The organism is Algoriphagus sp. (assembly GCF_046296635.1).
Classification (GTDB): domain Bacteria; phylum Bacteroidota; class Bacteroidia; order Cytophagales; family Cyclobacteriaceae; genus Algoriphagus.
This window is the reverse complement of the sequence record NZ_JBKBKZ010000004.1, coordinates 55,623-76,143: the sequence shown is the minus strand read 5'-3', so window position 1 is coordinate 76,143 and position 20,521 is coordinate 55,623. Positions and strand designations below refer to the sequence as shown.

At 41.1% G+C, this 20,521-nt stretch carries 18 protein-coding genes and 1 pseudogene; 12 read left to right on the top strand and 7 right to left on the bottom strand.

The features are described 5' to 3' along the window. Positions 1–140: 140 nt before the first annotated feature. The 8 genes and pseudogenes from ACK4HU_RS04635 to ACK4HU_RS04600 all read left to right on the top strand — a co-directional run bounded on the left by ACK4HU_RS04635 (position 141) and on the right by ACK4HU_RS04600 (position 5,934). The gene (locus ACK4HU_RS04635) at positions 141–1,523 is read left to right on the top strand and encodes a sigma-54-dependent transcriptional regulator (RefSeq protein WP_409803736.1); all 1,383 of its coding nucleotides are present in this window, start codon (positions 141–143) and stop codon (positions 1,521–1,523) included. Then, complete coding sequence (locus ACK4HU_RS04630; protein ID WP_409803734.1) at positions 1,513–2,856, top strand: sensor histidine kinase; 1,344 nt, start codon at positions 1,513–1,515, stop codon at positions 2,854–2,856. The genes ACK4HU_RS04635 and ACK4HU_RS04630 overlap by 11 nt, the downstream gene beginning before the upstream one ends. Before the next feature lie 131 nt (positions 2,857–2,987). Then, entirely contained in the window at positions 2,988–3,446 is a 459-nt protein-coding gene (locus ACK4HU_RS04625) for a hypothetical protein (RefSeq protein WP_409803732.1), read from the top strand. Further along, complete coding sequence (locus tag ACK4HU_RS04620; RefSeq protein ID WP_409803730.1) at positions 3,436–3,597, top strand: hypothetical protein; 162 nt, start codon at positions 3,436–3,438, stop codon at positions 3,595–3,597. Before ACK4HU_RS04625 ends, ACK4HU_RS04620 begins: the two co-directional genes overlap by 11 nt. Before the next feature lie 222 nt (positions 3,598–3,819). Next, positions 3,820–4,074, top strand: coding sequence for a hypothetical protein (locus ACK4HU_RS04615; RefSeq protein WP_409803729.1), 255 nt, complete (start codon positions 3,820–3,822; stop codon positions 4,072–4,074). Then, entirely contained in the window at positions 4,071–4,469 is a 399-nt protein-coding gene (locus ACK4HU_RS04610) for a PIN domain-containing protein (protein ID WP_409803728.1), read from the top strand. Before ACK4HU_RS04615 ends, ACK4HU_RS04610 begins: the two co-directional genes overlap by 4 nt. A gap of 28 nt (positions 4,470–4,497) precedes the next feature. Beyond that, a pseudogene (locus ACK4HU_RS04605) lies at positions 4,498–4,635 on the top strand (ATP-binding protein); the annotation flags it as partial. A gap of 72 nt (positions 4,636–4,707) precedes the next feature. Next, positions 4,708–5,934, top strand: coding sequence for an erythromycin esterase family protein (locus ACK4HU_RS04600; protein ID WP_409803726.1), 1,227 nt, complete (start codon positions 4,708–4,710; stop codon positions 5,932–5,934). Between the two features lie 442 nt (positions 5,935–6,376). Here the strand turns inward: ACK4HU_RS04600 and ACK4HU_RS04595 are convergent, their stop codons facing one another. Continuing rightward, positions 6,377–6,688: a hypothetical protein gene (locus ACK4HU_RS04595; protein WP_409803724.1), complete on the bottom strand. Its 312-nt coding sequence runs from the start codon at positions 6,686–6,688 to the stop codon at positions 6,377–6,379. 189 nt (positions 6,689–6,877) lie between these two features. Between ACK4HU_RS04595 and ACK4HU_RS04590 the strand changes: the two genes are divergently transcribed. Beyond that, the gene (locus ACK4HU_RS04590; protein WP_409803722.1) at positions 6,878–7,849 is read left to right on the top strand and encodes an NAD(P)-dependent alcohol dehydrogenase; all 972 of its coding nucleotides are present in this window, start codon (positions 6,878–6,880) and stop codon (positions 7,847–7,849) included. A 29-nt stretch (positions 7,850–7,878) separates the two neighbouring features. On the opposite strand, the gene ACK4HU_RS04585 is transcribed toward ACK4HU_RS04590, so the two are convergent. The 5 genes from ACK4HU_RS04585 to ACK4HU_RS04565 form a co-directional block, all read right to left on the bottom strand. Then, positions 7,879–9,300 carry an SLC13 family permease gene (locus ACK4HU_RS04585; protein ID WP_409803720.1) on the bottom strand — a complete coding sequence of 474 codons (1,422 nt, stop codon included), beginning with the start codon at positions 9,298–9,300 and terminating at the stop codon, positions 7,879–7,881. A gap of 254 nt (positions 9,301–9,554) precedes the next feature. Next, positions 9,555–10,304 carry a hypothetical protein gene (locus ACK4HU_RS04580; protein ID WP_409803719.1) on the bottom strand — a complete coding sequence of 250 codons (750 nt, stop codon included), beginning with the start codon at positions 10,302–10,304 and terminating at the stop codon, positions 9,555–9,557. Positions 10,305–10,307: 3 nt separating this feature from the next. Next, on the bottom strand, positions 10,308–10,955 hold the full coding sequence (locus ACK4HU_RS04575) for a glycosyltransferase family 2 protein (RefSeq protein ID WP_409803717.1): 648 nt from the start codon (positions 10,953–10,955) through the stop codon (positions 10,308–10,310). 111 nt (positions 10,956–11,066) lie between these two features. Further along, positions 11,067–12,002: a glycosyltransferase family 2 protein gene (locus ACK4HU_RS04570; protein WP_409803715.1), complete on the bottom strand. Its 936-nt coding sequence runs from the start codon at positions 12,000–12,002 to the stop codon at positions 11,067–11,069. Positions 12,003–12,051: 49 nt separating this feature from the next. Next, positions 12,052–13,413, bottom strand: coding sequence for a M20/M25/M40 family metallo-hydrolase (locus ACK4HU_RS04565; protein WP_409803713.1), 1,362 nt, complete (start codon positions 13,411–13,413; stop codon positions 12,052–12,054). 255 nt (positions 13,414–13,668) lie between these two features. Between ACK4HU_RS04565 and ACK4HU_RS04560 the strand changes: the two genes are divergently transcribed. Both ACK4HU_RS04560 and ACK4HU_RS04555 read left to right on the top strand, forming a co-directional pair. Next, positions 13,669–16,461, top strand: coding sequence for a PQQ-dependent sugar dehydrogenase (locus ACK4HU_RS04560; RefSeq protein WP_409803711.1), 2,793 nt, complete (start codon positions 13,669–13,671; stop codon positions 16,459–16,461). Between the two features lie 285 nt (positions 16,462–16,746). Next, entirely contained in the window at positions 16,747–17,499 is a 753-nt protein-coding gene (locus ACK4HU_RS04555; RefSeq protein ID WP_409803709.1) for a DUF1080 domain-containing protein, read from the top strand. Between the two features lie 70 nt (positions 17,500–17,569). Here ACK4HU_RS04555 and ACK4HU_RS04550 read toward each other — a convergent pair whose 3' ends face one another. Next, positions 17,570–17,731, bottom strand: a complete 162-nt coding sequence (locus tag ACK4HU_RS04550) for a hypothetical protein (protein WP_409803707.1) — start codon at positions 17,729–17,731, stop codon at positions 17,570–17,572. 312 nt (positions 17,732–18,043) lie between these two features. On the opposite strand from ACK4HU_RS04550, the gene ACK4HU_RS04545 reads away from it, so the two are divergent. Continuing rightward, on the top strand, positions 18,044–20,458 hold the full coding sequence (locus tag ACK4HU_RS04545) for a DUF1549 domain-containing protein (RefSeq protein WP_409803705.1): 2,415 nt from the start codon (positions 18,044–18,046) through the stop codon (positions 20,456–20,458). Positions 20,459–20,521: the final 63 nt, after the last annotated feature.

Here is a 20,521-nt window from a genome sequence, read left to right as displayed (position 1 = left end):
ATGACCGCCCAAGCGGACAATTCTGTCCGAAAACAGTATACTTGTGTACATTTCCGTACATTTTCTATTAAAAAAAGCGCTCAATTCCCCTTATTTGCACTTGGCATCATTTTCCCCCTACTGAGGCAAAACAATCAACAATGGAAGCTCAAAACTTAGGTAAGATACTTATCATCGACGACAACGAAGACCTGCTTTTCGCAGCAAAAATGCTCTTGAAAAAGCATGCAAAAGAAGTCATAATCGAAAAAGATCCCCGAAGGATTCCCTTTTTGATCAACAACAACAGCTACGATGTCATTCTCTTGGACATGAATTTCCGGGAAGACACCACCTCCGGTAAGGAGGGTTTCTATTGGTTAAATCAGATTAAAGAAATCGACCCTAAAGCTGTTGTGATTTTGATTACTGCCTTCGGGGACGTGGAAATGGCAGTGCAGGCCTTGAAAGAAGGTGCAACGGACTTTATCCTAAAGCCTTGGCAAAATGAAAAACTGATCGCCACACTTTCTTCAGCTATTAAGCTAAAGGAAAGTTACGATGAGGTGGACAAGCTTCAGAAAAAGCAAAAGCAACTTCAAACAGATCTCAAGAAGCCTTATGCCGATATCATCGGTGCAAGTGCTTCCATGAAAAACATATTTTCCATCATTGACAAAGTCGCTCAGACGGATGCCAATGTGCTGATCTTGGGAGAAAACGGAACGGGAAAGGAACTGATTGCCCGAGCGATTCATGATCGTTCACTGCGCAAAGACGAGATATTTGTCGGTGTGGACATGGGAGCAATTACCGAGACGCTATTCGAATCGGAGCTTTTCGGACATAAGCGTGGTGCTTTTACCGATGCCAAAGACGACCGTGCGGGCCGATTTGAGATTGCTGACCAAGGAACCCTTTTCCTCGATGAAATTGGGAATCTCTCCATGCCGCTTCAGTCCAAACTCCTTACAGTGCTTCAACGTAGAGAGGTGACTCGCATCGGAACAAACAAAGCCATTCCGGTTGACATCCGATTGATTTGCGCCACCAACATGCACGTGCATGAGATGGTGATGGAAAATACCTTCCGCCAAGATTTACTTTATCGAATTAATACCGTGGAGATTTTCCTTCCTCCGCTTCGCGAAAGACAGGACGACATTCCAACTTTGGCCAATCACTTCCTGAAAAGCTACTCTCAGAAATACCGAAAGAATTTCACCGGATTCCGTCCTGCTGCCATGGAGCTTTTGCAGCGGTATCAGTGGCCGGGCAATATCCGTGAACTACAACATGCTATCGAGCGGGCGATCATCATGGCCGAAGGAGACGAGTTGGATTCGAGGGATTTCTTTTTCCTTTCGGCAAAGCCGGCATCTGAAAAAGCTCCGACCGCAGTCACGCTAAATCTGGACGACATGGAGCGAAGTACCATCCGGCGCGCGATCGACAAAAACGGTGGCAACATCTCCAAGGCGGCCAAGGAACTCGGACTGACCCGGGCTTCCCTTTACAGAAGATTAGAAAAATATGGATTATAGAGTTGGGTTGCTGGGCCGAATCGCACTGGTCGCAGCATCACTGTTTTTGCTTTCGTACGCCATGATTGACGGTTGGGGAGTCTTCATGATTTCCCTTTTCCTGATTTTGGTGGTTTTTCAAATCATTTTTTTGGTGCGGTACTCTGAGAGCTCTTTCAAAAAAGTGCGGCTTTTCCTCGATAACATCAAGCAGGACAAGTATTCGCAACTCTATCCGGTCAAGTTTGACGGGACGGAGACGGATGATCTGCACATTGAATTCAATGCGATTTTGGCGAAGTTGAAGGAAGATCAAGCGGAAAAAGAAGCCAATTACCAGTACTTCCGATCTGTATTTAAGCATCTGAGTATTGGCTTGATCACCTTTGGGGAAAATGGAGAAATCCAAATCCTAAACGTCGCTGCTAAACGAATCCTCAATGTCGATGACCTCAAAAGCATCTCCGATATCGAAAGAATTAACAAGGAACTTCACCTTGCGATCCAAAATCTCAGAACAGGTGGCTCCGAACTGATCAAAATCGCCCATCCGGACGGAATTATGCAGCTCTCGGTCTATGTTATCGAGCTCTTGATGCGTGGTGAAAAATTCAAACTTGTTTCACTGCAAAACATCCAATCCGAACTCGAAGAGAAGGAAATGGAAGCTTGGCAGAATCTCGTCAAGGTGCTTACACATGAGATTATGAATTCCATTGCACCAATTTCTTCCTTGGCTGGCACGCTCAAGGGCGAGATCGAATACAGGATGGATCATAACGAACCGCTGAGTCCTACCGATATGGAGGACTGTCTTTTGGGCATCACGACGATCGAAAAGCGAAGTGAAGGTCTGATCAGTTTCGTGTCGGATTTTCGAAGTTTGGCTCATATCCCCACGCCGAAATTTGGGAGTATCGGTATCTCTAGGTTATTTGATCAGCTGGAAGTATTGCTTCAAAATCAGTTGGAAGCGTATGAAATCAAATTCGTTAAAGAGCTAAATCCGAAGGAACTGATCCTCTTTGGAGATCAGATGCAGATCGAGCAGGTGATGATCAATTTGCTGCAAAATGCGATTCAAGCGGTGGAAGATTCCGAAGAAAAAGTGATTACGCTGCGAGCATTTATCGACGAAGCTGGCAAGATAATCCTGGAAGTCAGCGACACTGGCAAAGGCATCGAAGAAGAAGCCTTGGGCAAGATTTTTATTCCATTCTTCACTACCAAAAAGAAAGGTTCGGGCATCGGACTAAGTCTCTCCAAACAAATCATGCGCCGCCACAAAGGCAATATCCAAGTGAGATCTACCCTTGGCGAAGGGACGACTTTTAAGTTGATTTTTAATGGGTAGAGGGATTAGTTTTGGCGAAATTATATCCAATCAAATAAGGAGAAAATTTTAACACCTGATTTCCCCTGTCAATCATTTCACTCCTTAGAGAAAAATTAGTAATTTCTACGAATGAATTTTGATTGTTTCCTATGCAAAGATTTTATTTTGACACTTCAGTTTTCGGAGGTGCATTCGACAAGGAATTTGACGAAGTAACTTTGCAGCTTTTTGAGAGAGTAAAATTGGGAAAAGTTGCCTGTTTATTTTCAGACTTAACTGAAACCGAATTACTTAAGGCGCCAGAAAAAGTGAAAGGCCTATTCAAGGATCTACCTAAAGGTAGCATGGAAAAAGTAGTAGTAACAGACGAAATATTGGGCCTTGCCTCGACCTATGTGAATGAAGGAGTTGTAGGTAAAACCAGTTTTGACGATTGCATTCATATTGCAACTGCAACAATTTACAAAGCAGATATTTTGGTAAGTTGGAATTTCAAACATATCGTGAACGTTTACAGAATTAGAGGCTATAATTCAATAAACATTCGTTTAAATTATCAAGTATTAGAAATAAGGTCACCAAAAGAAATTTTAGAATATGAAGACTAGAACCAAAAAAACTGAACCCGAAAAAGGATTTGATACGGTTAAAACCTTCAGAGCCATAAAAGAAAAAATTTCTTTAGAAATGGCTGACATGAGTTTTGACCAAATCAAAGAGTATTTAAAAACAAACAGCGCTAAGCTTTACGAGAAATAACTTTAATAAGGTATCTGACGAATTGATTATTGAATTGCTTTTGATCAACTGAGCCTTACCTCCTCCAAACAAATCATACGTCGCTACAAAGGCAATATCCAAGTCCGATCTACACTGAGTGAGGGGAGGACTTTTAAGTTGATTTTTAATGGGTGATTTGGAAAGTTTTAGTGAATAATCTTAGGAACAGGATTCCTCAGCTTTCATTATTTTCTTAAATTGATGAAAAAAAGCATGGCTACTCTCACGCTCAGCAATAAGATTTTGGAAAAACATGTAAGCCTTTTGAAGGTGCTTGATACTGATTCGAAGAGAAAAATCATCGCTAGGTTGACTGAATCTCTAGATACAAAAGAAGAGAAAGTGGATTCAAGTACACTTTTTGGGGCTTGGGAAGACAATAGAACTTCCGATGAAATCATTAATGACATTAGAGAGTCTAGGATTGAAAAAGCTGAAAAAATAAGCTTTGAATGAAATACTTGCTTGACACCAATATCTGCATACACTTTTTACGAGGGCAATTTGGCCTTTTGGAAAAATTCAAGGAAATCGAATTAAACAACTGTGGGATCTCTGAAATAACCTTTGCGGAGTTAGTTTATGGTGCTGAAAAAAGACCAAATCCTACTAAAAATTTAGCCTTAATTGAAGCATTTACCAACCAAGTGGTAATACTCCCTATTTTCAACGCCGTTTATCTTTATGGTAAAGAAAAAACTCGGTTAAAAACAAAAGGAATAATGATAAGTGATTTTGACCTGTTTATTGGTTGTACCGCTGTTGAAAAAGACTTGGTCATGGTCACTGAAAACCTTAAAGAATTCGAAAGAATTTCAGAAATTAAAATTGAAAATTGGGTTAGAAGATAAGGTACAATTTCAATAGCAGCCTTCAGATTTCTTCTCTACTAAAAAGAAAAACTTTGGCATCGGCCTCAGTCTCAACAGACAAATCATGCGTCGCCACAAGGGCAATATCCAAGTCCGGTCTACCCTTGGAGAAGGGACTACTTTTAAGTTGATTTTTAATGGGTAGAGGGAAGTTGGCAGTTTGCAAGTATGAGGTCAATGCTAGAAAAATCAGATTATGCAAATCAAAAGTAGTTATATGAAAGTTAAAAAATTAATGCTTATATTATCTATACTGACCTCCTGTGTAAATAAGAATTATACTAAAATTGAAAATCTTGAAAAAATTACCCTTCCCATTGAAGTAGGAAATGCTAAAATAATTGGTTTAGGTGAAGCAACCCATGGGACAATAGAATTCGCAATCACTAAATCTTCAATCATAAAAGATCTAATTAAAAATCACGAATTTAATCTTTTAGCGATCGAAGCCCATAATTCCGATGTTAAAGAAATCAATAGATGGTTAAATGGTGGTGAAGGTGATATTGAAATATTAATAAAAGGTCTTAAATATTGGGCCTTCAACAACTATCCTTTTTTAGAACTACTCAATTGGATTAAAGAACATAATTCAAAAAGTCAAAATCCTGTAACCATTTACGGAATCGACATGCAATTTGTCCAAAAAACAATACATGAACCTTTTGAATATGTCAAAAATTATTTACCGAGTGATTCAAATACATTTTACCAACTTCAAGAATTGGACACCTTAGCTTTAGATCAACTTGGAAAAAAATTTTCTAATACCTCTTTAGATGAGTTCCAGCGAATAAAAAAATCAATAAACCTTGCTCTACAAATAGTTGATGAACATCTTAGAGAAGATAAAATATCCGATAGTTTAGCTTATTGGCATCAATTTGATTTAAACAATTCGATGAATGCTATAAATATGTATGAAAATGATGTATATTATTTGGAGAACTCAAATTATATAAATATTAGAGATTTTAGCATGGCAAACAATTTAGGTTCGATTATTCGTAAATCTCCTGAATCAAAAATTATTATATGGTCACATAATTTCCAAATAAAGAATAAAGGAGATGTAATGGGAGGTCACCTCAAAGAGCAATTTGGAGAAAAATATATAAATTTTTGCCTAACTACTCGAAAAGGATACGTAACAGCATATGATTTAAATGATTCAAAAGAAAACTTATCTAATTTTAGTTTGAATATGAATAATGAAAATACATTAGAACAAGAAATCACGAAATCTGAATTACCAAAACAATTCTTAATGGACACTAGGAAATTAATAGATCTACTCAAACTAAAGGATTCGATTTTCATGCTGGACATTGGCGCTGTTTACGATCAAGAGGTGAAAGAAAATAATTTAGTAATTACATTTTTAAATAAAGAATATGACTATATAATTTATTTGGATTCGACAAAAGGATATTTAGAACAATAAAAAAACACTCAACGGATTCGGTTTATTTTCATCTTAGGAATCCCGCTAAGGCTTGATTAGATAATTCTTCAACTTTTCATTTTTTTGGATTTGTATTTCCATTTTCAATAAGTTCAACACCCTTCGGGGTTGTTATTCTGTTACCCGTTTACATTCATCCCTAGGTTTCACCTAGGGCTATTGAAAGGTTCGACCACTCCGTGGTCATTATTCAAGTTCCTTACATATTATTTCCGGTCTTTTTCTCGACCCCGAACGAGGTCAAACTTCTCAATACCTGTGCGCTACGCCACTGGCGCACAGGCGTGGCCTAGCCGCGGGTGAAACCCGTGGATTTGAAACCAATGACAAGAAACCTCACGGCCCTGAAGCGACAGTCCCGATGAGCAATGCGATTTCGGGAGGTGTCGAACTATTTTGGATTTCACTTTACATATCAGACCTAATTCTCCCTCACCTCATAGACCGGCACTATCTCGCGATACCATTCTTGCAACGAGTTATTGGCAAATACAAAAAGGTAAATTTCCCTTTCCTGTGGATAGTTACGATAGGAAAGCACTTCGATAAGATTTCCTTCTTCTATTCGTTTTTCCGCAATGGTGTATCCTCTGCCCAGTACAGCTGTCAGCTGTTGTTTGGACATTCCCAGTTCTAGTTTGTCCATTTTATTCCCATTCATATGAGAAAAAACCGCCGGGGAACAAGAGTATAAAATGGTGCCCAAGATAACTGCAAGAAGGATCTGCTTCATTTTTAACTTTTTATTCAGGAAACGTAAATCAAGGTTTCTGGAGTTGTCTTTTGAGAAAAGAGATCTTTTTCTGGACTGATTATCAGGGCAAAAAAATTCGCTTCAATTTTTATTAATTTGGTTGACAAATTCATACTTGCCTGAGTAAGACAGGCTCGAAAACTAATTTCTCCAACCTCCTGAAGCACTATGAAAGCTGCCGTTCGATATTCTTATGGTCCGATCGATTCCATCCAAGTCCTAGAAATTCCAGTTCCCGAACCCAAAGCAAATGAGGTACGCATCAAGGTGATGTCTGCGACTGTCAACCGAACAGATTTGGGCGTGTTGACGGGAAAACCATACATCATGCGAGCTTTTGCTGGTTTCCCAAAACCTACCAAACCAGTCACCGGGACGGATTTTGCGGGAATTGTGGACAAAGTCGGTGAAAAAGTGACTGAATTCAAAATTGGGGATCGAGTGTGGGGATTTCAAGACAATGGTGCCGGTACTCAGGGGGAATTTGTGTGCATTTCAGTGAAAACTGCCATAATGAAAATTCCTAAAGAAATCAGTTTTGCGGAAATCGTGGCCTGCGCTGAAGCTGCTCATTATGCTTACAATTTTCTGAATAAAGTAAAATTAGTACCTGGAAATCATGTTTTAGTCAATGGTGGAACAGGTGCAATCGGTTCGGCGGCCATTCAGTTAATGAAAACTCAAGGAATCTTGGTAACGGCCGTTTGCCATGAAAACAATGTGGAGAAAGTAAAGGCCCTCGGTGCAGATCGTGTCATTGCTTTGGAAAAAGAAGATTTTACAAAAGAGAAAATTGAATACGATATTGTGTTAGATGCAGTTGGGAAAAGTAGGTTTTCATTATGCAAGTCAATTTTAAAGCCGGGAGGAATCTATATTTCATCTGAACTTGGTCCTAACTGGGAAAATCTGACATTAGCATTGACCACTCCGATTTTTAGAGGAAAAAAAGTAGTATTTCCACTTCCATTGGACATTTTGAATAGCATGAACCACATCCAAGACCTGCTGTTAAAAGGTCAGTTCAAACCTTTGATGGATAGAACTTTTCCACTTGATCAAGTTCGGGAGGCTTATACTTATGTGGCTTCTGAAAAGAAAATCGGGAATGTGATTCTTGAAATTTCAAGAGACTCATAGTTCTAGCTACTTCTTAAAGCTTTTTCTGCCTAAAAAAATATCCAAGAATACAGCATCACGCTGGCAAAAGCCATCAGTGGACCTATCAGAATCATTAGCAATCCACCTGGTCTGAACGATTTTTGTTCGACCATTCCTGTCGAAAAAGCAATGGCATTCGAAGGCGTAGAAACAGGCAAAAGCAAAGCACAAGAACAACTCAAGGCTACAATCAATGGCACGGCCATGCCCCAAATTCCGGGAAGAGACAATCCGAGTGGGACCAAGATTGATGCAGCAGCGGTATTGCTCATGATGTTGGAAATCAAGACTGCGATCAGAGCAAAAACCAAAGCAACACCGAAAAACGGGATCGGAAGTGCATCTATCTTTGACATAATGATATCCGTAAGCCCTACTTCCACCATGGCAATACCCAAAGAAAGACCTCCTGCGACGAGCATCAGCGTATCCCATGGAAGTCTTCGGACATCTTCGGCCTTGATTACCTGAAGCACAGTCAACAATAAGATTGGGATGGCAGATGTGGCGGCAATCGGAATCCCATGTATGGGCTCTGTTATCCACATCGAAACTGTCACAAACAATACAAAAATGACTGCATTTCGTTCGAATTTCTTGTGTACTGATCTTTCTCCCATGATTTGGTTTAGATCAACTCCAAGTTCTCCCAAGTTCATTTTCCGCTGCAAAAATCTCCAAAAAATATAAATAGAAATTAAAGCCATCGGAACACCAAAAATCATCCATTCAACAAATGTCACATGAATCCCAATTCCTTGAAGCCCGCCCACTGCAATGGCATTTGGAGTACTTCCTATTATAGTTCCCATTCCGCCGAGTGTGGCGGCCGCTGGAATTCCCACTAAAAGGGACTTGGCGAAAGCAGAATTTTTACCTATCAAATGAACAAGTGGCAAAACGGATGAAACCATCATGGCCGTAGTAGCTGTGTTGGACATCACCATACTGCCACATGCCGTGGTCAACATCAACCCAAGCAAAAGGCGGTCGGGTTTTGTACCAAATTTTCGAACCGCAAAGCGAAAAAGGGAGCGATCCAATCCTGCGATGCTCATACCTTCAGCCAAAAAAAATCCGCCCAAAAGCAGCCAAATCACGCTGCTCGTCCAAGTACCGAGGTACATCTCAACTGGTGTTTTAATTTCCGTTGCGATAAAGTCAGTCCCGAATCCAAAGACCAAACCGACTATAATAAAAATCCCAACTGCAAATGGTGGTATCGCCTCAGTCACCCAAAGCCCAATAGCCAAAACACTTAAGAAAAAAACATAATTAATATCAACACCATAATCCAACTCCCTGAAAAATGAAGTGAGAAGCAATGCCATTCCAAAATTCCCCACAAAAGTGGTAGAGGTATAAATCCACCCAAATCTAATTTTTCGAAAAAGCCGGATGGCGGCAAGCCTTGAATCACTATAAGCCATAAAAGTTTAATCTTTTTATGTAGGAACTAATCAGAAAGAGGAAAGACAAGAAATCTTAACTCTGAGTAACCAGCAATTTTGAAAAAAATCGAAAACTATAATTTATTTAGAAAAGGTTAGCTTTTCTTTTTTGTTCGATTTTAGTTTCATGAAAGCCCCATAAATAGAGCCAATAATTCCAAAAACCGAAGAACGGGTAGTAGAATTAAACATTAAACTGGATAAACAGGCAAGTCTTACTCCCATTTCAGAAGCTACTTGTGCCTAAACCAACAATCTGTCCGCTCGGCTTCATAGCTTTTGAATCGAGTATTGATTGGTGGTCCATGTTTGAGTCGATCCCCAAATTGGGTTCTCGCCACGAAATTAAACGCACCCATGTCCAGGGTAAATGGCGTCTGATTACTGATTGTGTACCGAGTATGAATCCTGGCTAATTCCTCCATCAGCGAAAGCACCAATTCAATTTTCCCACCCATCACACCACAGTTCAGGAGGGTCTCGGCTCTATTCTTTCGTTCAAATTCGGCAAACTCAGGGATCAAATTCCTCAAATGCGTACAGTGGTCTCGCATCCATGCATTGTCCAATAGCTTATCTTCATCTCCACAAAAAAGACCATCAAAATTTTTAATGAAAAAGGGATCGATAAATGGATTTTTTACAACTTCTACATCTGCAATGTCGGTGAAAAAGACATTTTGAATTTTATGTCCATGCTTTTTTAAAAAATCCAAATAAACCAAATAGCGATACACGTTTGCATTGAGCTTAGTATTGAACTCCACCTTGATAAATCGAATACACCTGTTCTGAACTTCTGAAATCGTTTTTTCTGAGAAATTATTGTGAAACACTAAACCGATTAATCCAAGATTTTGAATGGACTGGCACCATTTTTCAATTAGTCGAAAATCATCTCGTGGAAGGATCTCACTCCGATTTACATCAAAATTTCCAGTGAAAAGTGACGCGCAAACAAGATTACCAGAAAACTCCAACATCCTTTAATTTTGCAATACTCTACTTTTCTTATGAAGAGCCGTGATGCTGGAAGAAATATTTCGATAGTAGATATAAGTCCGCTTTAGGGATTTTTTGACGGTGTATTTCTTCGAAGCCTGCTCATAAAAATGTGAATCAGCGGAGTATTTATTTTCAAAACGAATACTTTTGAACACTTCTTTTTTGCCAAAGAGCGTTGCAAAAAGAATACAATCATCTACGTGGATATTTTTGTGCAAATCGTATTTATCTGCCACATAATAATCTTCATTGCTAGAAACTACGGTTTCGGTAAGCGACGAAATCAGATCAGCATGAGCCATTTCTTGTAGGCAAGAAGACAAGTGATTTGGCTTATACTCATCATCCGCATCGATGATGGTAATGTATTCTCCTTTGGCAAAATGAACAGCTCTATTGATGGCAAAGGATTGCCCTTCATTTCTACTTCGGATATAGCTGACCCTATCTTCATAATCAAAACTGTATCGAATCAGAGCATGACTCAAATCTACACAACTTCCATCATCCACAATTAAAAGCTCAAAATCCCTAAAATCTTGATTGATCACTGAATCCAGTGCTCTTTTCACCAATTCAAATGGGGTATTAAATACCGCCATCAACACACTCACCTTCACTTTAGACATCACTTGGGAAATAAAGACTCCTTGCAGAGTTTGAAAACTTTTTGCAAGAACTAGCTTTATTTTAGTTTTTCAGAGGAAAAATTGAAAAGTTCACAATAATAAAACATAAACTTACACCCACCACCAGTCTTTGCCTTCCATTAAATTGATGGAAATCAGATAATTCTGAATCCGTGTTCGCTCATTTTCAGATGGGTATACCGCAAGCAAAATCTTAGGTTTCTGGATCTTCTCCACATTCCTGTAATCCTGCAAGTCATGATGTTCAAAAGGAATATCTCTCGCTTCCAAAATCATCGATATCAATTTTGATTTCGGATTTTTACCCCAAACGATCAGTAGATTTTGACGAAAATCAAGTCGCAAAAACGCTTTGATTTTCAATTCAAAAAAAGCTTCTTGAGCATAGTTTTCAGAATTCCTGGAAGTGCGCTTCGAATGCTCCCTCCAGAGCAAAGTGACTTCCGGTACCACCCGGAAATTCACCGCTTTTTCATACCATTTCAATACCAGATCATAATCCTCCGGATAGCTCAGCTTGCTAAATCCGCCGACTGAATCCATGACTTCACGGCTTGTAAGCCAATTGGGCGAAGCTATCACACATTCCCGATAAATGTTCTCGGACTGAAGGCCTTTAAGATTGATCTCATTGATCCAGCTTTCGTAGGATCGATATCCTTCACTGATGGGCTGATCCGCAAAATACTGAACCAAACCTGTCACCACGGTATTTTCTGGACTATCTAAAATTAAGTTCCGCATCTGCTCCAGCCGTTTTTCAGGCATAAGATCATCAGCATCAATCCGCGAAATGTACTTTCCTTCACTTTGGTGAAAAGCAAAATCCAAGGCTGGAATTATTCCTTTTCCGGGATTTTGGAAGGTTTTAAATCGAGGATCATTTTTCTGAAACTCCCTGAAAATCTCTTCGCTTTCATCTGTGGAAGAGTCGTTGACTCCGATCACTTCCCAGTTTTCAAAACTTTGATTTTGGATGGAAATCAGACAATCAAAGATCCACTCAGCCGCGTTTTTATACGGCATTAAAATACTGATCTCAGGAATTGGCATCCAAACTTAGTATCTAAGGTTTTCAAATTCCTTCTTGCTCCAATAGGTAAACCAAGGCAGCCATAGCCGCAGCACCCAGTTCAAGTTCTCGCTGATCCACCGCCTCAAAGACATCAGCTGCGGTGTGATGATAGTTGAAGTATTTCTGAGAGTCAGGCTTCAAACCAATCAAAATCAGTCCTTGATCCCGTAGAGGACCAATGTCCGCACCGCCACCCGGCCTATCCAAATTCCAGATTTGATACGGTAAAAAGTAAGGTTTCCAACTCAATAATTTTGCCCTTTGCTCCTCTGTACCGGTAGATGAAAAACCCAAAGGAAGAAATGCGCCGGAATCTGATTCAATCGCAGCAATGTGCTTTTCGCCTTTTTCTTTGGCTACCCGAGCATACTCCTGACCTCCACGAAGCCCATTTTCCTCATTCATCCACATCACCGCACGGATGGTACGCTTAGGTTTCCAGCCTAGCTCCTTATACAATCTTAGCACTTCGATTCCTTGCATGCAGCCTCCGCCATCATCATGAGCACCTTCTCCCACATCCCATGAGTCCAAATGACCTCCCACTGCAATGATTTCTCCAGGTATTTCTGATCCTCGGATTTCACCAATGACATTGAAGGAAAGCTTGTCTTCCAGCATTTGACCATGAGATTCGAGGTAAAGCTTCAGGTTAGGCTGCTCGCTAAGAAGTTTACTCAGGAGTTCGGCAGCCTGAGTGCTGATCGCAATAGCCGGGATTTTTGGATAATCAGAATTATACCGCTGATTTCCGGTGTGAGGAACATCGTCGATTCGGTTTGTCACAGATCGGATCACCACGCCTTTTGCTCCAAGTTTTGAAGCTTCGGATGCCCCCGCTCCACGAAGTCCGACTGCACCGCTGTAAGCTTCAAATGTGTCTATTTTCGTAGGATCCATCACCCCATTCAGGAAAATAATTTTGCCCTGTGTTTTTGTTCCAAGGTTTCTTAATTCCTCCAGACTTTTTACTTCGATCACTTCTCCAATTAAACCTCCGGGCCCTGTACCTTGGGTATTCCCGAGAGCAAGTGCGGTAAGTTCCACCGATCCGTGCTTTTCAGAATTGGTGATTCGCACGATATCCTTGCCCCCTCTGACCCAATGCGGAACCATGACCGGCTGTAGGTAAACCGTATCAAACCCATAGCTTTCCATCAATTGGCGAGTCCATTCCACAGCAGCCGCAGCACTTGGCGATCCGGCAAGACGATGCCCAATGTTTTTGGTGAGGTAGCGGAGATTTTCATAGGTATGCCCCTGAGAAAGTTCTGCATCAAAAATTTTCTTGATGTTGGCTTCATGATTTTGAGCAAATGAAAATGCCGGAAGGAGGAGCAGGAGAATTAGTATTTTTTTCATTTTCAAATTGACTTAGACCAAAATATAGAAAATTGAAAAATGGGTTGTCGCATTTTTTTACAAATGGAAAAACTGCAATTCCTCATTACTAAAAATTGAAGTCTAAAAATCTCGCTATCCCCCAAATAATCAATCATTTCCTCCCTTCATTTATCCTGCTTTCAGACCGCCTCAGAAATAACTATTGGAATTTGATATTCTTATGTTCAAAATTGAGACAATAGAAAAATGCTCTTACTTCAAACTCAAAAACCTATGTTAAATAAATTCCTTTGGAAGGTACTTCCGGTACTTTTCTTAAGTGTGGGATTTTTATCCTGCAAGTCCGAGGAAGACTCCAAAATAAAACCTGAGGACAATCGCTTTACCAAAGTGGTCTTGACCGAAGGGATGGACGAACCGATGGAAATGACCTTTTTGCCGGAAAGCCGAATTCTCTTCGTGGAAAGAAAAGGCGGAGTGAAAATATTGGATGAAAAAACCGGTGAAGTAATGCTCGTAGCCACGATCCCCGTCAATACCAAATACACCAACAAAGCTGGAGTGGTGCGTGAAGCAGAAGAAGGCCTAATGGGTGTAATCGCACACCCTGACTACGCCAAAAACAACTGGATCTACATGTATTATGCAGATCCGACTGATGCTAAGCATATCTTGGCAAGATGGGAACTCAAAGGCAACGAATTGATCGATTCCTCCAAGAAAATCGTCTTGGAATTCCCAACCCAACGCGAAGAATGCTGCCATACCGGTGGAGGAATGGTCTTTGATGCGGAAGGAAATCTTTTTCTAACTGTTGGAAACAATACGGTCAATCCACGCGAAGGAACTTCAAATCTTGACGAAAGACCGGGAATGGAAAATGCCGATGATCAGCGTGCACCGGGCAACACCAACGATTTGAGAGGAAAAATCCTAAGAATCCATCCGGAAGATGATGGAACATACACCATTCCTAAGGGCAATCTTTTTCCCGTAGGAACAGAAAAAACCAAACCTGAGATCTACACCATGGGTCATAGAAATCCTTGGAGACCGACATTGGACAGCAAAACTGGCTACCTCTATTGGGGTGAAGTCGGCCCGGACGCTTCGGTAGATTCTATCTGGGGTCCAAAAGGATATGACGAATTCAATCAGGCAAAAGGCCCAGGATTCTTCGGTTGGCCATATTTTATTGGTGACAATTTTCCCTACACAAGGCATAATCACGCAGATAGCTCCTATGGTGCTCCCTACGATGTCAATGCACCCGTCAATGAATCTGTCAACAATACTGGATTGAGAGAATTACCTACTCCGGTTATGCCCGCTATGATTTATTATCCTTATGGTGTTTCTGAAGTATTTCCACAATTGGGAAGCTCGGGCCGTAGCGCTACAGGTGGACCGGTTTTCAGAAAGGCTGATTTTAAAGCTGATTCACCCTATACATTACCCTCATATTATGAGGGAAAGTGGCTTATCGTGGACTTGATTTATGCCGTTTCGATGGATAAAAATAGCGACTACGAAAGCATGGAGCGATTTCTACCAAATGAAACTTTTAGCTCGGCAATTGATATGGACTTCGGACCGGATGGCTCGCTTTATATCCTTGAATATGGCTCGGCTTGGTTCCGGGGTAATGCCAATTCCCGCATCATTAAAATCCAGTACAACAAAGGCAACCGCAAGCCGAATGTCAGTGTCGGAGCTGACAAAACCTCAGGAGCTGTTCCTTTGACTGTCAATTTCTCTTCAGAGGGAACGAACGACTTTGATGATTACGATCAAGGCAAACTTTCCTATGAATGGAAAATAACCAATGGATCGGGATTTAATCAGACTTTGACTGAAGTTAATCCAAGTTTCACCTTCTCTGAAGCCGGAACTTACCAAGTAAATCTTACTGTCACCGATACCAAAGGAGAGAAAAATTCATCTTCTTTAGAAGTAATCGCAGGTAATGAGCCGCCTGTAGTTGCCATTGATTTTGGAGGTATGAACCGAAGTTTCTGGTTTGGGGAAAAAGAACTAAACTATAGTATTTCCGTGGCTGACAAAGAAGATGGAAGTACAGCTGACGGAAAAATTAAAGCTGAGGAAGTAGCCGTGACTTTTGATTACGTTCCGGCCGGATTTGACCCGATTGAGATTGCTTCCAAGCAAAGTGGTGTCGAAAATGCAGCAATTCTGAATCTTGGTAAAAACCTGATCGAAGCAAGCGACTGTAAGTCTTGCCACCAATACAATGAAAAATCAATCGGCCCAAGCTATCAGGCAGTAGCAGAAAAGTATCCTAACTCTGAAGAAAACACCAAATACCTAATAGGTAAAATCATCAATGGAGGTTCTGGAGTTTGGGGAGATCATGGCATGAGCGCTCACCCTTCGATGAGCGAGACAGATGCCAGAAGAATGGTCGATTACATCTTGGCGATGGATGACACCCAAGCCAACATCGCTTCCTTGCCTTTGAGTGGGCAAGTAAATGCAGTAATTCCTGAAGGAGAAAACGCCCAAGGCAGCTTCCTACTCAGAGCGTCTTATTCCGATAAAGGCGCTGGAAATATCGGTTCATTGTATGGATTAGACTTCGTTGCTTTGAAAAATCCATTTATTGATCCTCAGAGCTCGGTTGATAGAAAAGGAGTTCAACTCTTGACAACACCTAACATTAGTTTCATGATGGTGGGCGATAATTCCCAGTTTTCCATGAAGCAGATAGACCTCACGGGTGTGCAGCAAATCGATGTGTTGAGTACTATCACTGAGCGAAACGGCGCAATCGGAGGTTCGGTGGAAATCCGCTCAGGATCACCGACTGGAGAGCTACTCGGCCAATCGGTGAAGATCGGCAGAAAAGCACCAGCAGGATTCAGACCTCCACAGGGTGTGAATCCGATAGACTGGAGAAGGCAAAATGCAAGTCGTGCAATCGTCAAAATAAAACCGACTAAAGGCATGCAGGATCTCTACTTTATCTTCAAAAATTCTGACGCCAAAGGAGAAGAAGTACTAATGAGTATCTTGGAGATTGAGTTTAAAAATAAGATTGAAGAGTAAACCACTTTCCCCTTGGCATTAAAAAGTCAAGGGGATTTCTTTTATTCCGACCTTTTTATCTAAAAAATTGTACTAGTCACTCTGAACTTGAAAAAACTATTATTTAAAATCGGTGAATGATGATTACGGATATATGACCAAGCTGGGGTCACCCTGAGCGGAGTCGAAGGGTCCTCGACTTCGCTCGGCTTGACCCACCGTTTATGCCTTTTTAATTTTCCATTAATCGTAGCAACTTTACCAACCATGCATTTGTATTCTTAACCTCACCCAAACCCAGCAAAAATGAAGTTACATAACCCAATTCTCATACTAGCATACATCATATCCCTCTCAATTTGGTCCTGCCAATCAAAAACCCCAGAAACATCTACTTCAGAACCTGAAATGATTAAGGACAATCACCTTTCTAATGCTGAAAAAGAAGAAGGCTGGAAATTGCTGTTTGACGGGTCCACTTTAGATGGATGGCATATTTATAACAAAGGAAAAGGCGAATCTGCTTGGGAGGCAGTCAATGGAGAGCTTAAATGCAATCCGAAAAAAACCAATGATCCTGCTGACTTACTTACTGACGCGCAATACGAAAACTTTGAATTTGTATTTGATTGGAAAATCGAAGAGGGAGGGAACAGCGGTGTATTCATAAACGTAGTAGAAAAACCGGAAATCAAAACAGCCTGGGCAACGGGTCCGGAATATCAACTGCTGTCAAATTCACATGCGGAAGTGGATGTGCCTTTGAAAAAATCAGGCTGCCTATATAATTTCTATCCTCAAAAAAATCCTGCCGAGACCAAATCATCTTCTGAGTGGAACAAATCCAAAATCATTCAAATAGACGGAAAAACACAGTTTTTCTTGAATGGCGTATTGACGACAGAAGTGGACTTTAAGTCACAGGCTTGGGCTGACACCGTTGCTAACTCAAACTTTAAAGACTATCCGGAATTTGGAAAATCTTCCAAAGGACATATTGCCCTGCAAGACTGGGCTAAAGGAATTTCTTTTCGGAATTTGAAAATAAGAGAGTTGTAGTCAGAATCGCCAAAAATTTACATAATCACCGACTATGCACTCGGTTTGGTTATTGTGCATCCTGATCTATCTAATTCAACCCAACGAAAGCCTGGCAAAGTACTCGGAATGGATTATTCAAATCAAAAACATTATCAAACGCCTCATAATCCGCCCAAACAAATCCACCATCACCCCAGCCGTCTCCCCCAAGAGTTTTCACAGCCCATCCAATATTCTTCACCCGATTCATCTATAAAAATTTCACCATTTTTAGTCAGTGGATCAGTTTCAAGTACGGATGCAAACTCATTTTTTTCAATGCAGCTAGCGATAAAAATCAGACAGGCTAAAAATAGATACGATGATTTCATATATCAGTGGTTGGTTTTTGAGCTAAAGACGGAATAACCTTCTTTCTCGCTACAGGCTTTCAAAATTTTCTCTTCTAAATGGATAAAAAGCCGAGCTAAGGACGGATTAATAAGCATAAAGGCTTATATTTTTGGTTCATGAATTTCAGAGGATGGCTTCTATGATTGGCTTGTTTTTAGTTTACCATTTAATGGAATCGATTCCCATTTCCACACTTATTCTTGTTAGTAATTTACTTTCGGATTTCTGGCCACTCCAACTATTCGGCAGACTTCACCCCATGCTGGTCCATTTCCCTATTGGGCTGCTGTTGGTAGCAGTCTTGATGGAGCTTTTTACCCTAGGCAAATTCCGTCATCCACTACGAGCAGGAATCAAGTTCTTGGTGGTTTTGGGAGCCTTGTCTGCTGTACTTACTGCTTTTATGGGATTGCTTTTGGCCGAAAATGAAGGGGTAACCGGAAGCACCGTTGACATTCATCGAATTATTGGAATTGGCAGTGCCGGACTGAGTCTTTTACTTTTGATTTTCTTGAGAAAAAGTGAATTGGTCCCTTCTGAATCTGCGATCAAAACATACAGGACACTTTTGTTTTTCACAGGAATAGGTATCGGAGTCGCAGGTCACTTCGGAGCCTCTTTGACTCATGGTGAAGATTTTCTGACCGAAGTTTTACCTAGAAATCAGGAATTAGAACCTCCACAGTCCTTGACAGTGAATTTGGCAAACTTTGCATCTGACCTTTCCCCAGAAAAAGAAATCCAACTCGTCACCAATGTCCGATCAGTTCTCGCTCACAATTGCTACAAATGCCACTCCGGAGCCAAAATCGAAGGAGAACTTCGATTGGATGAAAAGGAATTTGTTTTTGCCGGAGGCAAAAAAGGAAAAGTAATCATCCCCGGAAAACCTGATGAAAGTGAATTGATTCGCCGCATTTCTCTCCCAAAAAATCACAAAGAAGTGATGCCCTCCAAAGGCAAACCACTCAGCAAAGATGAAATCCAAATGCTTCGGCTTTGGGTGGAAAAAGGTGCTCCTTGGCCGGATGGTGTAGCACAACAATCTGTATATAGAGTCGCAGCTTTGGCTCCGAGGAAACCAGATTTGCCCACCGCAAAAGCTGGACTGGAAAACCCGATAGATCGCTGGGTGGATCAATACTTTGAGCAAAATCAACTCTCCTGGAGTAAGGCTGTAGATGACCGAACATTCCTCCGTAGGGTTTATCTGGATGTGATTGGACTTCTGCCATCACCTGAAGAATTGGCAGCTTTTGAAAAAGATCAAAACCCTGACAAAAGAGAAATCCTAATTGAAGCATTACTCAATCGAAAAGATGATTTCGCTCAACATTGGTTGACTTTCTGGAATGATGCACTGCGCAATGATTACACCGGAACAGGCTATATTACAAAGGGTCGCTTCGCAATCACAGGTTGGTTGTACACTGCAATTCGAGATAATAAACCCTATGATCAGTTTGTCAGGGAATTGCTCAATCCCAACGACAAATCCAAAGGCTTCATCGAAGGTATCCGGTGGCGAGGAACCGTAAATGCTTCACAACGAACTGAGATGCAAGCAGCACAAAATGTTGGACAGGTGCTTTTGGGTTTGAACCTAAAATGCGCCTCTTGCCACGACAGTTTTATCAGCGACTGGAAACTGGAAGAAGCCTATGCTTTTGCCAACATCTTCGCAGACAGCACGCTGGAAGTTAGCAGATGCGAGCAGCCAACAGGCAAATTGGCCAAAACCAAAATCCTCTGGGAAGAATTGGGGGAAATCGATTCTGCTGCAAGTAAGGCTGAAAAGCTTCGACAGCTCGCCGATCAACTTGTTCAACCTGTCAATGGTCGTATGTACCGAACAGTGGTCAATAGAATTTGGAAGCAAATGATGGGTAGAGGAATCGTGGAGCCTGCTGACGAAATGGATAATCAGCCTTGGAGTCAGGATCTGTTGGATTGGCTTGCAGTTGATTTTGTGGAAAATGGATACGATCTCAAACGTCTGGTTTTTCAGATTGCTACATCCAAAATTTACCAAAGTCAGTCCATTCCACTCGCTTCGCCTGACTTGCTTTTGGCAGAAGACTTCAAGTTTGAGGGAATGACCCGAAGGAGGATGACTGCCGAGCAGTTTTCTGATGCTGTGAGTGGAATATCGGCTCCCTTATTTGATTCTGTGGAAGTCAAATTCCGCCCTTATCAGTTGATTCCTGAAGCTAAAAGTAATTTGGGTTTTGCCAGGGCTTCTTTGGTAGCAAACAATGATTTTCTCAAATCACTTGGCCGACCCAACCGGGAAATCGTTTCTACTAGTCGGGATTCTCAGGCAAGTTTGCTTCAAGCGCTGGAACTTAGCAACGGTGAACGGCTAAACAACACCCTGGAAAAGGGAGGAAAGAATTGGGTGGAGAATTTCCCTGATTCTGACAAGCTGACGAAGGAACTTTATGCAAGAGCACTTCTTCGAAAGCCTACAGAAAAAGAGCTGGCACTTGCGAAAAAAGTATTCGGAAAAACGCCAGAGATAGCTGAAGTTCAGGATTTTCTCTGGGCAATTCTACTACTACCAGAGTTTCAAATGATTTATTGATGAGCATAGCTAAGATCTTCAATTGGAGGCAAATGGTAGGATTCGTTTTGGTTTCTGGGCGGG

Excerpts from the sequence above, each read along its gene's own strand:
- ACK4HU_RS04635 (WP_409803736.1), top strand. The coding sequence starts at position 141 with ATGGAAGCTCAAAACTTAGGTAAGATACTTATCATCGACGACAACGAA.
- ACK4HU_RS04630 (WP_409803734.1), top strand. The coding sequence starts at position 1,513 with ATGGATTATAGAGTTGGGTTGCTGGGCCGAATCGCACTGGTCGCAGCA.
- ACK4HU_RS04625 (WP_409803732.1), top strand. The coding sequence starts at position 2,988 with ATGCAAAGATTTTATTTTGACACTTCAGTTTTCGGAGGTGCATTCGAC.
- ACK4HU_RS04620 (WP_409803730.1), top strand. The coding sequence starts at position 3,436 with ATGAAGACTAGAACCAAAAAAACTGAACCCGAAAAAGGATTTGATACG.
- ACK4HU_RS04615 (WP_409803729.1), top strand. The coding sequence starts at position 3,820 with ATGAAAAAAAGCATGGCTACTCTCACGCTCAGCAATAAGATTTTGGAA.
- ACK4HU_RS04610 (WP_409803728.1), top strand. The coding sequence starts at position 4,071 with ATGAAATACTTGCTTGACACCAATATCTGCATACACTTTTTACGAGGG.
- ACK4HU_RS04600 (WP_409803726.1), top strand. The coding sequence starts at position 4,708 with ATGAAAGTTAAAAAATTAATGCTTATATTATCTATACTGACCTCCTGT.
- ACK4HU_RS04595 (WP_409803724.1), bottom strand. The coding sequence starts at position 6,688 with ATGAAGCAGATCCTTCTTGCAGTTATCTTGGGCACCATTTTATACTCT.
- ACK4HU_RS04590 (WP_409803722.1), top strand. The coding sequence starts at position 6,878 with ATGAAAGCTGCCGTTCGATATTCTTATGGTCCGATCGATTCCATCCAA.
- ACK4HU_RS04585 (WP_409803720.1), bottom strand. The coding sequence starts at position 9,300 with ATGGCTTATAGTGATTCAAGGCTTGCCGCCATCCGGCTTTTTCGAAAA.
- ACK4HU_RS04580 (WP_409803719.1), bottom strand. The coding sequence starts at position 10,304 with ATGTTGGAGTTTTCTGGTAATCTTGTTTGCGCGTCACTTTTCACTGGA.
- ACK4HU_RS04575 (WP_409803717.1), bottom strand. The coding sequence starts at position 10,955 with ATGTCTAAAGTGAAGGTGAGTGTGTTGATGGCGGTATTTAATACCCCA.
- ACK4HU_RS04570 (WP_409803715.1), bottom strand. The coding sequence starts at position 12,002 with ATGCCGTATAAAAACGCGGCTGAGTGGATCTTTGATTGTCTGATTTCC.
- ACK4HU_RS04565 (WP_409803713.1), bottom strand. The coding sequence starts at position 13,413 with ATGAAAAAAATACTAATTCTCCTGCTCCTCCTTCCGGCATTTTCATTT.
- ACK4HU_RS04560 (WP_409803711.1), top strand. The coding sequence starts at position 13,669 with ATGTTAAATAAATTCCTTTGGAAGGTACTTCCGGTACTTTTCTTAAGT.
- ACK4HU_RS04555 (WP_409803709.1), top strand. The coding sequence starts at position 16,747 with ATGAAGTTACATAACCCAATTCTCATACTAGCATACATCATATCCCTC.
- ACK4HU_RS04550 (WP_409803707.1), bottom strand. The coding sequence starts at position 17,731 with ATGAATCGGGTGAAGAATATTGGATGGGCTGTGAAAACTCTTGGGGGA.
- ACK4HU_RS04545 (WP_409803705.1), top strand. The coding sequence starts at position 18,044 with ATGGAATCGATTCCCATTTCCACACTTATTCTTGTTAGTAATTTACTT.